Source organism: Amycolatopsis sp. NPDC003865 (assembly GCF_053605345.1).
The window spans coordinates 79,573-92,212 of record NZ_JBSGJA010000025.1 but is presented as its reverse complement, the minus strand read 5'-3'; the positions used below and the strand labels follow the sequence as shown (position 1 = coordinate 92,212).

Sequence of the window (12,640 nt, the reverse complement as noted above, 5' to 3'; positions counted from 1 at the left end):
ACCCCTACTTCTTCAGCGCGGCCCGCTCCGCCAGGGGCTCCCACCACGCGCGATTGTCCGTGTACCAGGCCACTGTCGCGGCCAGACCGTCCTCGAAGGACACGCGCGGAGCGTACCCCAGCTCCGCGGAGATCTTCGTGATGTCCACCGAATACCGGCGGTCGTGACCCTTGCGGTCCTCGACCGGTTCGACGCTGTCCCAGCCGGCGCCCACCGCCTCCAGCAGCTTCTCGGTGAGAGCACGGTTGGTCAGCTCGGTACCGCCGCCGATGTTGTAGATCTCGCCCGGCCGGCCGCCGTCGGCGACCAGCTGGATGCCGTGGCAGTGGTCGTCCACGTGCAGCCAGTCACGGACGTTGAGCCCGTCGCCGTAGAGCGGCACCTTCCGCCCGTCCAGCAGGTTCGTCACGAACAGCGGGATGACCTTCTCGGGGAACTGGTACGGACCGTAGTTGTTGGAGCACCGCGTGACGCACACCGGCAGCCCGTGGGTGCGGAAGAACGACCGCGCCACCAGGTCGGACGACGCCTTCGACGCCGCGTACGGCGAGTTCGGCTCCAGCACGTGGTCTTCGGTCCAGGACCCGGTCTCGATCGAGCCGTACACCTCGTCGGTGGACACGTGCACGAACTTCGAGACGCCCGCTTCCAGGGCCGCCTGCAGCAGGTTCTGCGTGCCCAGCACGTTCGTCAGCACGAAGTCGGCGGCCCCGAGGATCGAGCGGTCCACATGCGACTCCGCGGCGAAGTGCACGACCAGGTCCACCCCGCGCACGACGTCGGCGACCTTCCGCGCGTCGCAGATGTCGCCGCGGACGAAGCGCAGGCGCGGGTCGGCGGCGACCGGGGCCAGGTTGGCCTCGTTGCCGGCGTAGGTCAGCTTGTCCAGCACGACCACCTCGGCGTCACGCAGCGCCGGGTAGGCACCGGTCAGCACCTGCCGGACGTAGTGCGACCCGATGAAACCCGCACCACCGGTGACCAGGACCCGCATAACCCCGCCTTTCTCCGCGCCCCGGACGGGGCAATCGGCCCCCAGCCTACGGAGGCCTGACAACACCCTCAGTAGAGTCATGACCGGAGGCACATCGGTGCCCTGGGGGAAGCACGGGGTTTCACAGGGGAGGAAGCGCGTGACCGAATGGCCTGCGCCGCCCGTCCCGGCGCGAAGCAGTCACGGCGTCGCGGTCTTCGCACGCCGCGGCGCCAAGGTCGTCGTGTCCCTGCTGTCCGTCGCGATCCTGGCCCTGACCTGGTACGGCTGGCACTTCATCGGTGATCCGAACAGCGGCCTGACCACCACGAACGTCTTCGCCGACACCGAGGCCCACGCCAAGCCGCTCGACGGCGCGATCGACATCCTGCTGGTCGGCCAGGACAGCCGCACCGACGCGCAGGGCAACCCGCTGCCCCGCGAAGTGCTGGACATGCTGCACGCCGGCGTCTCCGACGGCGAGCTGAACACCGACACGATGATCCTCGTGCACATCCCCCAGAACGGGAAGCACGCGATCGCCATCTCGTTCCCCCGCGACTCCTGGGTGGAGCTCGCCGGCGGCTACGGCAAGCACAAGCTCAACAGCGCCTTTGTCTACGCGTACACGGACACTTACAAAACGTTGCAGCGCCAGGGCATGACCGACCTGAAGCAGGCCGACGCGGAAGCCAAGGTCGCCGGCCGGAAGAACCTGATCGCCACGATCGAGAAGTTCATCGGCAAGCCGGGCATGATCGACCGCTACGCCGAGGTCAACCTGGCGAGCTTCTACGAGATCACCAAGTCGATCGGCGGCGTCGAGGTCTGCCTCAACGGACCGGTCAAAGAGGTGAAGTCCGGCGTGGACCTGCCGGGCGGGCGCCAGACGATCGAGGGCGTGCAGGCGCTCGCGTTCGTCCGCCAGCGCTACGGCCTGCCGAACTACGACCTCGACCGGATCGCGCGCCAGCAGGCGTTCCTCTCCGGGCTGGCCCGCAAGGTGATCTCGTCCGACGTCCTGACCAGCCCGGCGAAGATCGCCGACCTCGTGTCGGCGGTCAAGAAGTCCGTCGTGGTCTCCCAGGGCTGGGACCTGACCGAGTTCGCCGAGCAGATGCGCGGCCTGACCGGCGGCAACATCGAGTTCCACACCATCCCGACGCTGGGCAACGCGGTGATCGGCGGCGCCGACGTGCTGCGCGTCGACCAGGCCGCGGTCCAGGCCGAGGTGACCCGGCTGACCTCGGACGGCGACGCCCCGGCCCAGCCGACGTCGACGCAGCTGCCGGGCGCGAAGGCCGTCACGGTCGAGCTGTTCGACGGCTCGGGCTCGCCGTCGCTGGCCGGCCAGACGCACACGCTGCTCCAGAACAAGGGCTTCACGCTCGCCGCCGACCAGAAGCTGAGCACCCGCAACACCACCGTCGTCCGGTACAACCCGGCCGACAGCGCCGCCCTGGACCTGGTCAAGCAGGCACTGGGCACGACGATCCAGGCCGAGCCGGACCGCGACGTCACCGCCGGGCACGTGCGCGTGCTGCTGGGCAAGGACTTCCGCAGCTCCGCCGCCGGCCCGGGCGGCGCACCGACGTCGTCGGCCCCGAAGGCACCGCCGTCGACCGCGGCTTCGTCCGCCCCCGCCGCTCCGCCGATCACCGCGGGCGACGTTCCCTGCGTCAACTAGACTGAGCACGCAGGGTGGTCGGGGGAGGTAAGCAGGGGATGGAAGACGAGCAGGAACAGCCGGAACCGGCCGCGACGCCGGTGACGGAGCGCGACGATCCGGAGTGGAAGCCGTCGCCGTTCCCGCGGACGGCTCCGGTGGCCGAGGCTCCTTCGCGGGCGCGCCGCGCCGGGCGGGTGACGCGGCGGATCGCGGTCGGGCTCGTCTCGCTGCTCGCGCTCGGCGCCAGCGGCTACGCCTACGTGACCAAGGATCAGCTCCAGCAGAACGTCCCGACGACCGACGCGCTCACCCCGCGGGCCGGCGAGCCCGCGCCGCCGCCCGCCGACGACGGCGCCGACGACATCCTGCTCGTCGGTAGCGACGCGCGGACGGACGCGCAGGGCAACCAGCTCCCGCTGCGCGTGCTGAAGGAGCTGCGGACCGAGGCCAACAACGGCGCGGTGAACACCGACACGGTGATCCTGCTGCGGGTGCCGAAGGACGGCTCGAAGCCGTCGGCGGTGTCCGTGCCGCGGGACACGTGGACCGAAATCCCCGGCCGCGGCAAGGCGAAGATCAATTCGGCGTACGGCATCGCGAAGGCCCACTTCGCGCAGCAGCTGCGCGCGCAGGGCGAGCGCGACCAGGCGAAGATCGAGCGCGACTCCGACACCGAGGGCCGCCGGGTCCTGGTGCAGACGGTGCAGGACCTCACCCAGGTGCGCGTCGACCACTACGCCGAGATCAACCTGCTGGGCTTCTACCTGCTCACCGAGGCGCTCGGCGGGGTCAAGGTGTGCCTGAACCACGCGACCGAGGACAAGGACTCGGGCGCGAACTTCCGCCGCGGCGAGCAGACGGTGTCGGGCGGTGAAGCGCTTTCGTTCGTCCGGCAGCGCAAGAACCTGCCGCGCGGCGACCTGGACCGGATCGTGCGGCAGCAGGCGTTCCTGTCCTCGGCGCTGCACCAGGTGCTCTCCGCCGGCACGCTGACCAGCCCCGGCACGCTGAACAACCTGATGGACGCGGTGCACCGGTCGCTGGTCCTCGACCCGGGCCTCGACCTGCTGCAGTTCGCGCAGCAGGCGAAGGGCATCGCGTCGGGCGACCTGTCGTTCGCGACGATCCCGGTGATCACCGCGAACGGGCGCAGCGAAGACGGCCAGAGCATCGTGGAGATCGACCCGAAGGCGGTCCGCGCGTTCGTGGCGGGCCTGGCCGGCCGGCCGGCCCCGGGCGGTTCCCCGGCGGCCGGCGGCGCGGTCCCCGCCGGTGGCGGCTCGGGCAGCGGCGCCGCCCCCGCCGCGGCGCCGCTGCTCCAGGCCTCCGACGGAGTCCCCTGCGTCAACTGAAGTCGGCGCGGTGGTCCGCCACCCACTGCCGGAACGTCCGCGGCGCGTGCCCGGTCACCTCGCGCACCACGTTCGTCACCACCGACGGCTCCCGCGACGTCCGCGCCCAGGCCCGCAGGACCTCCGGCGGCACCTCGGGCGGCCACCCCAGCGCGACCATCCGCTCGGCGGCCTCCTCGGGCGTCAGCTCCTCGACCGGCAGCGGGCGGCCGAGGACGTCGGCGAGCACCGCCGCCTGCTCCCGGAAGCTGAGCGGCTCCGGCCCGCTGAGCTGCAGCGCCGCCCCGACGTGCGAGCCGTCGACGAGAATCTTCGCCGCGACGTCGCCGATGTCCTTTTCGTGGATGGCGCCGACCCGCGAATCCGGGTAAGCCGTGCGGATCACTCCCGACGCGATGTCCGCACGCCAGCCCAGGACGTTCGTGGCGAACGCGCCTGGGTTGAGCCGCGTCTCCCCGAACGGCGCCGCGATCAACGCCCGCTCCACGGCGTGGTGCAACGCGGCGATGCGGCTCTGCGCGGACGCCGGTTCGAGCGTCGCCCCCGACGAGAGCAGCACGACGTGCCGCACGCCCGCCGCTTCGGCCGCCTTCACGAAGCCCTCGATCCCCGAGGGCCGCGTGTACAGGAACACCGACTCGACGCCGTCGAGCGCGGCGTCCAGTGTGGACGGATCTTCGAGGTCGGCGCTCACCTTCGCGGTGGGCACGTCGAGCGTGGTCGCGTCGCGGCTCGACGCGCGTACGTCCTGACCTGCGGCGACGAGCGCGTCGAGCACGGCGCGGCCGACGTGTCCGCGCGCGCCGGTGACGAGAACGGTCATGGCTGTCCCCCAGCTCTCCAGTTACATTTGCTTGCAAAGCAAACGTACTGAGGTTCGCGTGGCGGTGTCAACCGGCGCCGCGGGTGGTCCGCGCTTTAGCCTGTCCGCATGAGCCTGACCGACGAGCTGCTGCGCCCGCTGCTGGCCTCGCCCGCGAAACCGTTGATCACCCACTACGACGACCAGCTGGGCAGCCGCGTCGAGCTGTCCGTGGTGACGACCACCAACTGGGCCGCCAAGACGGCCAACTGGCTGACCGAGGAGTTCGACGTCGAGCCGGGCGACGCCGTGGCCGTGCAGCTGCCGGCGCACTGGCAGACCGTCGGTGTGCTGCTCGGGTCGTGGTGGTGCGGGGCGCGCGTCGTGACCGAGGGCGCCGGCGCGCGGGTGGCGTTCGTCGGGCCGGACGACCCGGAACCGACCGGCGCCGCGGCGACGGCCGTCGTCACGCTCGACCCGATGGGCCGCGGGCTGGCCGAGCCGCCCGGCGGCGGCGCGTTCGATTACCTGACCGAGTCCCGCGCGGCGGGCGACCAGTACCGCCCGCTCTTCCCGATCCCGGGCGACACGGCCGCGCTCTTCGACTCCACTGTGGACGAACTGCTGGCCGAAGCCCGGGCCCGGGCGGCGAAACTCGGCCTCACCGCGGACGACCGGGTGCTGTCCACCCGGGACTGGACCGGACCGGAGGGCATCCTCGACGGCCTGCTCGTCCCCCTCGCCGCGGGCGCCCACCTGGTCCACGTGAGCAACGCGGACGAGGCCAAGCTGCAGGCCCGCCGTGACGCCGAGCGCACCACGGCGGACCTCCCGGCTTAGGCGTTCTGCAGCTCGCCGACCTCGGCTTCGCGGCGCGCCCGCCTGCGACCCCACAGCAGGTGGTCCAGCGACAGGCGGCCGCCGTTGAAGCCGAGGGCGAGCCCGGCCAGCGCCAGCACCAGGACCAGCTCGTAGCCGCCCTGGCCGGTCAGGCCGTTGTCGATGTGCACCGAGAGCAGCGCGCCCACCGAGATCACGACGTACCCGATGCCCACCAGCGGCATCAGGAACCCGATGATGAAGGCGACCGAGCCGAGGATCTCGACGGTCATCGCGAAGACGGCGGCGGCCGTGGGCAGCGGGATGCCCGTCATCTCGAAGAACTTCGCCGTGCCGTCGATGCCGTTGTTCCACTTCTGGAGCCCGTGCGCGAGGAAGACGACCGCGACGCCGATCCTCCCCAGCAGCAGCGCCACGTCCTTGACTCGTCCGAACATCGGTTTCAGCTCCCCGGTGGGTGAATTTTCAACTGACCCGCCCCAAGTTAGGGCCCCGGCGCGCCCGATCGAAGCTCCGGAGGGTGATCGACAGGGAACCGACAGGGACCGAAATTCGCTTTTCGCACGGCCACCCGCGGGGCTATCTTCGCCCTGACCTGCGTTCTCGACCGTGAGGAGACCCCGATGCGCCGACAGACCGTCCTGCCCGGCCTGTCACCCGCATCACAAAGGACCTCCCACGACCGTGAAAACCCTGAACATCGGCATCCTCGCGCACGTCGACGCCGGTAAGACCAGCCTGACCGAGCGCCTGCTCTTCGAAGCGGGCGCCATCGACCACCTCGGCAGCGTCGACGGCGGCGACACCCAGACCGACTCCCTGGAGCTGGAACGCCGTCGCGGCATCACCATCCGCTCCGCGGTGGTCTCGTTCCTGGCCGGCGGCACCCGGATCACGCTGATCGACACCCCGGGCCACTCGGACTTCATCGCCGAGGTCGAGCGCGCGCTGCGCGTGCTCGACGGCGCCGTCCTGGTGGTGTCCGCCGTCGACGGCGTCCAGGCCCAGACCCGCGTGCTGATGCGCACGCTGCGCCGGCTCGGCATCCCGACGCTCGTGTTCGTCAACAAGACCGACCGGGCGGGTGCCCGCGACCAGCTCGGCGACATCCGCGCGAAGCTGGCGCCACGGGCGTTCGCGCTGAAGACCACGTCCGCCGACGAGCTGGGCGAGCTGCTGGCCGACGGTGACGACGCGTTCCTGGAGTCCTATGTGGACGAGCGCGTCGACACCGCGGCCTGCCGCGCCGAGCTGGCCCGCCAGGTCGCGGGGTGCCTGGTGCACCCCGTCCTGACCGGCTCGGCGATCACCGGCGCCGGTGTCGCGGACCTGGTCACGGCGATGACCGAGCTGCTCCCGGCGACCGAACGCACCGGCGCCGGCCGGCTGGCCGCGACGGTGTTCAAGATCGACCGCGGCCGCGCCGGCGAGAAGATCGCCTACGCGCGCCTGCACTCCGGCTCGCTGGCCCCGCGGCAGCGGATTCCCTTCTACCGCGGCGGAACCGAGCTGACCGGCCGGGTCTCGGCGGTCGAGGTCGCCGGCGACGCCGTGGCGCTCGCCGGCGACGTCGCGCGGATCCGCGGGCTGCGCGAGGTCCGGATCGGCGACCGGCTCGGCTCCCCCGGCACCGCCCGCGACGGCGTGTTCGCGCCGCCCAGCCTGGAGACCGTGGTGCGGCCGGTCCGGTCCGAGCAGGCGGCCGCGCTGTTCACGGCGTTGACGCGGCTGTCCGAAGAGGACCCGTTGATCGACGTCCGCCGCCGCGGCCACGACCTCTCGGTGCGGTTCTACGGCGAAGTGCAGAAGGAGGTGCTGCGCTCGATGCTGGCCGAGGGCGCCGGCATCGACGTCGCGTTCGAAGAGACGCGCACGCTGTACGTCGAGAAGCCGATCGGCATCGGGGAAGCGGTCGAGGGGCTGGATCCGGCGCAGCGGCTGTACTTCTTCGCGACGGTCGGCCTGCGGGTGGAGCCCGGCCCCGGGGTCTCGTTCGGGCTGTCGGTCGAGCTGGGCTCGTTGCCCCTGGCGTTCCACAAGGCGATCGAGGAGACCGTCCACGCCACGCTCGAGCAAGGCCTGTACGGGTGGGAGGTGCTCGACGCCGCCGTCACGCTGACGCACACGGCGTTCTTCAGCCCGCTCAGCGCGGCGGGCGACTTCCGCAAGATGACGCCTCTGGTGCTGATGGCGGCGCTGCGGGAGGCCGGCACCCGGGTGCACGAGCCGGTGCACCGCTTCGAGCTGGAGATCCCGGCGAACGCCGTCAGCGCGGTCCTGCTCAAGCTCGCCCAGCTGCGTGCGGTGCCCGGCGAACCCGCGGCCGGGCCGTCGTCGTGCACGTTGCACGGCACGATCCCGGCGGAGCACGTCCACGCGTTCGAGCAGGCGCTGCCGGCCCTGAGCCAGGGCGAGGGCGTCTTCCTCAGCGAGTTCACCGGCTACCGGCCGTACCCCGGTCCGCCGCCGACCCGGCCGCGGACCGGCGAGAACCCGTTGGACCGCAAGGAATACCTCGCCCGGGTGGCCCGGCGTTAGCGCTTGTGCGCCCAGGCCGCGCCGAAGCAGTACGCGCCGAACGCGGCGAGGCCGAGCGCGACGACGGTGAGCAGCACGGTGCCGAAGGGCTGGGCGGCGAGCGTCTTCAGCGCGCTGTCCAGCCCGCCGGCCTTGTTCGGGTCGGCCTGGAACCCGGCGATGGCGAGCAGGATCGCGACGATCGCGAGGACGACGCCCTTGGCGAGGTAGCCGACCCGGCCGACGCCGCCGATCCAGCGCTTGGTCTTGCCGGGCAGCTCGGTCGTGTTCAGGTCTTCGAGGAACTTCTTCTTGATGCCCTTCACCCCGGCGGCGATGGCGACCCCCAGGACGCACGCCGCGGCGATGACCACCAGCGCCGGCCCGGCGGGCAGCTTCAGCAGCTCGGCCGTGAACTCCTGCTGCTTCTGGCTGCTCGACCCGCCGCCACCGCTGCCGGTGGCGATCCGGAAGGCGGTGAAGCCCAGCGCGATGACGACGACCCCGCGGGCGGCGGCGCCGATCCGCTTGCGCGTCCGCTTCCCGCCGCTGACCCACTCGTAGCCGGTGGCGGCCATCATGAACTGCCAGAGGCCGAACAGGACGAGACCGATGGCCACGATCCACAGCAGGACCTGGCCGAACGCCGTCGAGCCGATCTGCTGCAGCGCGCCTTTCTGGTCGGCCTGCTCGCTGTCGCCGAAGGCGACCTGGACGGCGAGGTAGGCGATGACGAGGTGGACGACGCCGTAGCAGGCCATGCCGATCCGGCCGAGCAGCTGCGCGGTATCGCTCTTCTCGCCTCGCTGGGCGTCGGCCTCGGTCCGGCGCACGCCTCTTCCGGCCTTGGCCTCGGCCCGGTTCGCGCCTTCTGATGTCCGGTTCATGCCTGCTCAGGTACCCACTCCGGATCGTGATCGACTGGGCCAAGCGGACTAATCACTTGCTGTGCCTGTGGAACGATCGCGGGGTGAACGCGCGATTGGTCGGCTACTGGTCGGAGTCGGAGCTGTACCCCGGCTCACCCGAGTACACCGAGCTCGGCTTCCGCGCCGACGGAACGGGCTGGCAGTACTGGTCGAGCTGGAGCACGGAGTTCTGCGTCCAGCGCTTCGACTGGGCCGAACCGGAACCGGGCCGGCTCGCCGTCCGGCTGCGGATGGAGATCGACGGCACCTGGTCGCTCGACGGCACGGAGGTCGCCCACCGCGTCGAACGCCGGCAGCACGTCGACACGCTGGTCGAGCTCGGGTGGGCCCTCGAACCGGGGCCCGAGCTGACGCTCGACCGCCCGCTCGAGCAGTACCTGGGCGGCACGCGGTTCCGGCTCGTCGAGGGCGGCGGCGCGGACCCGACGCTCGCTTAGGCGGGCCGGCGCCGGATTTCGTCGAGGCGCGCCCAGCCGCCGTTGACCGCCAGCAGCGTCAGCACCTGCTCGGCCTGCTCGGCGAAGCGCGCGAGGTCCTCGTGCAGCAGGGCGGCGCGTTCGCCGTCGAGCTGCTCGAAGTCGTCGAACCAGAGCGAGATCGTCGAGCCCGCTGTGACGGCGAGCCCCTGGGTCAGGCTGAGGAAAGCGGGAGACGGCTCGGGCGCGGCCGCCCGGTAGGACGTCTCGATCTCGTCGCACGCGGCGAGCAGGTCACGCAGCTGACGGACGGCGTCGGCGGGCGTGCCGTCCCAGGCGGCCGTCGGCCAGGCGCGGTCGGACAGCTCGAGCCACAGCCGCCAGCCGGCGACCAGCTCGGCTTCGTCGTGGGGCGTCCAGGACGCCGGAACCGGCCAGTACATCTTTCGAGGGTGACACCGCCGGAGCGGAAATCCGCCCCGGCGGTGGGTTATGTCTCATGTGGCGAAACTCAGCTGATCACCGGCGGCACCGGCACGCAGGGCGGCGTCTTGGCGTGGGCGGGGTCGAGCGCGTTGAGGACGAGCCCCTCGGCGACGGGGTCGTAGGTGATGCCGAGGTGGTCGGTGAAGTCGAGCCCGCAGACGTTCTGCAGCAGGATGTTCTTGACGTTGGGCCCCGCCGGGAGGAAGGCGCTCGTGTAGGGCGTCACGACGTCGTCGTACCGGGTCTGGATGACGGTGTACTGGATGCCGTCGACGGTTTCGCCGCCGGCGTTGAGGTCGGTGAGGAAGTCCGAGCCGACGGCCTGTTCGTTGCAGGCCTGGCAGACGGTCCCGAGCGCGGCGGGCACGCCGGGGATCATTTCGAGCGTGCTGAGCAGGCCGAAGAGATCGGTCCCGTGGTTGGACGGCGAGAGCCCGACGAGCCGGCTGATCTTGCCGGCACCGCCGAGGTACTTGATCCAGTACCGGACGTTCATCCCGCCTTGCGAGTGTCCGACGACGTCGAGCTTGCTCGCGCCCGTCGCGGCGAGGATCTTGTCCCCGAAGGCGGCAAGCGCTTTCGTGGTGTCGGCGACGGGTCCGACGGTCTGCAGGAAGGCGCCGGGCGCCCCGCCGAAGTTGCCGGCGAAGACGCAGTAGCCGGCGTTGGCGAGCTTCTGGGAGAGGTTGGCCCAGTTTTCGTAGGCGTTGGCGGTGGTGCCGTTGGAGAGCAGGACGGGGTTGGGGTGCTGAGCGGTGGGTTTGCAGTTCCAGTCGTTCGCCCCGGGTGGCGCGATGGTCGGGTTGGCCAGCGAGTAGACCGCCGCTGTGAGGATGTTGGGCTGCACGGGCCCGGTGGATTCCGTTTCGGCCGCTCGAGCAGCCCCGGCCCCCAGCGCGAAGGCCGCCGCCGTAGCGACGGCCGTCGTGAGCCACCTGCGCGTAGTCGCACCCATCCGTTTCACCTCTCTGTGAACCGATGGTGATCCGCGTCACCGAAGACTTAACGCGCGGGTAACATGTTCGGACACTCCCCCTGGTGGGTGACTTTCTGCCGACTCTTGCCCTGCTCCAGGTCACAGGCCGGATCCGAGGACACTCGCAAGATCGCCGGGGCCCGACACCCGAACGGCGTCTTGTCAGCGGCTTGGCCGGCTACAACAAGAGGCTGGTTCGCCAGATTTGCGTGGTCGTTCCCGGCCCACGACCCGGCGGCCAGCCACCGGCGCAATCACTCCGGCATCCTTGATCTTTTCTGCGGCGTAACAAACTCCACCCCGCACGCGACTCGCGTGCATGCAGTTGGCATTGGACGCAGCGCAGGTCACCGAGACCGTCAAATGGACCGAAATTGTCGAATCTCTCGGTACCGTGGCCGGGGCAACCGGCACTCTACTGACCCTCGTATTCGTGGCACTCCAGCTAAAAAGACAGGCCGAGTCATTGCGTGATCAACGCGACGCGTCGGTTCGCAGCCTGGACGCAGTCAGCAAGCAAATCGCCGCACAGGCGGAGCAGACGTCCTACGTGGCCGAGCAAACCCGGCTACAGACCACACAGACGACCTATGTGGCCGAACAGACGGCCATCCTCGCGAAATCCAACAAGTCTCTTCTCTACCAGAACGTCGTCCGGGAAATGCAAAACCTGACTACGGTCTTCTTGAATGATCCGGGACTGTGGACCTACTTCTACGAAGATACCCTTCCCTCGGATTCCGAAGAGCTGGGCTTGAAAGTACGGATCGTGAGCGAGATGTTCGTGGATCTCATGGCGTTCACGCTCAACACCGACGTTTTCTTCGACGAGGACAACCGAGGTTCGTGGATCGTCTACTTCGAATACATAGCGTCCAAGAGTCGAGCGATCCAGGACTACTGGACCGAGCACGGCGAATGGTACGAGCCGGTCGTCCGCAAGGTGCTCGACCCCGTCGTAGCGGCCGCCGTCGCCGCACGGACGGCTCCGCCGGCACCGGAGCTAGCCTCGGACGCGCTCCAGGATGTCGACGAGGAAGCTCGGATCGGCATGCTGCGAGTACTCACTCTCGTAGATATCGGACAAAGCATCTCGAAGGCGGTCCGAGCCCGGCTGACCGGCACCGTTCAACGGCCGCCAGAGCAGGAGCATCGACAAGCGGCTGGGTGACGCCGAGGAGAAGTCGGCGATGAAGTACTCCGGCATCCGAGTGACCAGCTCAGCGCCCCAGCGCCGGTAGAACGCGTACCTGCGCTCGGGCTGTGCCTCGGCGTCCGGGTCACCCAGCGGCTCGATCTCTATGTAGACGCCATCCAGCGCGTTCTCCGAATCGCGCAGGTCGCGTTCGATGTACGCCAGCAGCAGCGACCCGATCCCCGCCGACCGGAAGCGTGGCGACACGGCAAGGTACTGCAAGAGGGCAGCATTCGCCGTCGACAGCGAGGCCGCGGTCGCGAATCCGGTCACCGTGTCACCGCACTTCGCCACCCACAGCCAGTCGGCCGTGGCCACGACCTCGGCGAGGACGCGCCGCTCGGTCGCCGGGAAGGCTTCTTCGTAGATAGCGCGGATCGCGTCGGCTTCAGCGTCGGTGAGCGAACTCCAGGAAACACTCCGGACGGAGCTCGTCGCGTCCTCAGGAGAAGCCATCTATTCCCGCCCCGTCGTCCTTCTGCCGC

General features: G+C 70.2%; 12 protein-coding genes and 1 pseudogene. 6 read left to right on the top strand and 7 right to left on the bottom strand.

Translation table 11 applies throughout. From position 1 onward, the window contains the following. Positions 1-4 precede the first annotated feature (4 nt). Positions 5-994, bottom strand: coding sequence for a dTDP-glucose 4,6-dehydratase (gene rfbB / locus ACWEVP_RS41395; protein WP_452068051.1), 990 nt, complete (start codon positions 992-994; stop codon positions 5-7). Between the two features lie 139 nt (positions 995-1,133). On the opposite strand from rfbB, the gene ACWEVP_RS41390 reads away from it, so the two are divergent. Beyond that, the gene (locus ACWEVP_RS41390; protein WP_452068050.1) at positions 1,134-2,660 is read left to right on the top strand and encodes an LCP family protein; all 1,527 of its coding nucleotides are present in this window, start codon (positions 1,134-1,136) and stop codon (positions 2,658-2,660) included. Between the two features lie 38 nt (positions 2,661-2,698). Further along, the gene (locus ACWEVP_RS41385; protein ID WP_452068049.1) at positions 2,699-3,994 is read left to right on the top strand and encodes an LCP family protein; all 1,296 of its coding nucleotides are present in this window, start codon (positions 2,699-2,701) and stop codon (positions 3,992-3,994) included. Here the strand turns inward: ACWEVP_RS41385 and ACWEVP_RS41380 are convergent. Next, positions 3,987-4,817: an NmrA family NAD(P)-binding protein gene (locus tag ACWEVP_RS41380; RefSeq protein WP_452068048.1), complete on the bottom strand. Its 831-nt coding sequence runs from the start codon at positions 4,815-4,817 to the stop codon at positions 3,987-3,989. The two genes, ACWEVP_RS41385 and ACWEVP_RS41380, sit on opposite strands and share 8 nt — an antisense overlap. 108 nt (positions 4,818-4,925) lie before the next feature. Between ACWEVP_RS41380 and ACWEVP_RS41375 the strand changes: the two genes are divergently transcribed. Next, positions 4,926-5,636 (top strand): TIGR03089 family protein, encoded by a 711-nt coding sequence (locus ACWEVP_RS41375; RefSeq protein ID WP_452068047.1) that lies wholly within the window; start codon positions 4,926-4,928, stop codon positions 5,634-5,636. Here the strand turns inward: ACWEVP_RS41375 and ACWEVP_RS41370 are convergent. Beyond that, complete coding sequence (locus ACWEVP_RS41370; RefSeq protein WP_452068046.1) at positions 5,633-6,073, bottom strand: DoxX family protein; 441 nt, start codon at positions 6,071-6,073, stop codon at positions 5,633-5,635. The genes ACWEVP_RS41375 and ACWEVP_RS41370 overlap by 4 nt on opposite strands. A 247-nt stretch (positions 6,074-6,320) precedes the next feature. Between ACWEVP_RS41370 and ACWEVP_RS41365 the strand changes: the two genes are divergently transcribed. Then, complete coding sequence (locus tag ACWEVP_RS41365) at positions 6,321-8,174, top strand: GTP-binding protein (RefSeq protein WP_452068045.1); 1,854 nt, start codon at positions 6,321-6,323, stop codon at positions 8,172-8,174. Here ACWEVP_RS41365 and ACWEVP_RS41360 read toward each other — a convergent pair. Then, positions 8,171-8,986 carry a DUF1206 domain-containing protein gene (locus ACWEVP_RS41360; RefSeq protein WP_452068103.1) on the bottom strand — a complete coding sequence of 272 codons (816 nt, stop codon included), beginning with the start codon at positions 8,984-8,986 and terminating at the stop codon, positions 8,171-8,173. The two genes, ACWEVP_RS41365 and ACWEVP_RS41360, sit on opposite strands and share 4 nt — an antisense overlap. Positions 8,987-9,123: 137 nt before the next feature. Here ACWEVP_RS41360 and ACWEVP_RS41355 point away from each other — a divergent pair, with 137 nt between their 5' ends. After that, positions 9,124-9,519 carry a hypothetical protein gene (locus tag ACWEVP_RS41355; protein ID WP_452068044.1) on the top strand — a complete coding sequence of 132 codons (396 nt, stop codon included), beginning with the start codon at positions 9,124-9,126 and terminating at the stop codon, positions 9,517-9,519. Here the strand turns inward: ACWEVP_RS41355 and ACWEVP_RS41350 are convergent. Both ACWEVP_RS41350 and ACWEVP_RS41345 read right to left on the bottom strand, forming a co-directional pair. Continuing rightward, positions 9,516-9,941 (bottom strand): hypothetical protein, encoded by a 426-nt coding sequence (locus tag ACWEVP_RS41350; protein WP_452068043.1) that lies wholly within the window; start codon positions 9,939-9,941, stop codon positions 9,516-9,518. The two genes, ACWEVP_RS41355 and ACWEVP_RS41350, sit on opposite strands and share 4 nt — an antisense overlap. A 68-nt stretch (positions 9,942-10,009) precedes the next feature. Next, positions 10,010-10,939, bottom strand: coding sequence for an esterase/lipase family protein (locus tag ACWEVP_RS41345; RefSeq protein WP_452068042.1), 930 nt, complete (start codon positions 10,937-10,939; stop codon positions 10,010-10,012). A gap of 340 nt (positions 10,940-11,279) precedes the next feature. Here ACWEVP_RS41345 and ACWEVP_RS41340 point away from each other — a divergent pair, with 340 nt between their 5' ends. Next, on the top strand, positions 11,280-12,131 hold the full coding sequence (locus tag ACWEVP_RS41340; RefSeq protein ID WP_452068041.1) for a hypothetical protein: 852 nt from the start codon (positions 11,280-11,282) through the stop codon (positions 12,129-12,131). Positions 12,132-12,197: 66 nt separating this feature from the next. On the opposite strand, the pseudogene ACWEVP_RS41335 reads toward ACWEVP_RS41340, so the two are convergent. Beyond that, positions 12,198-12,611: pseudogene (locus ACWEVP_RS41335) on the bottom strand (GNAT family N-acetyltransferase); the annotation flags it as partial. Between the last annotated feature and the right edge of the window lie 29 nt (positions 12,612-12,640).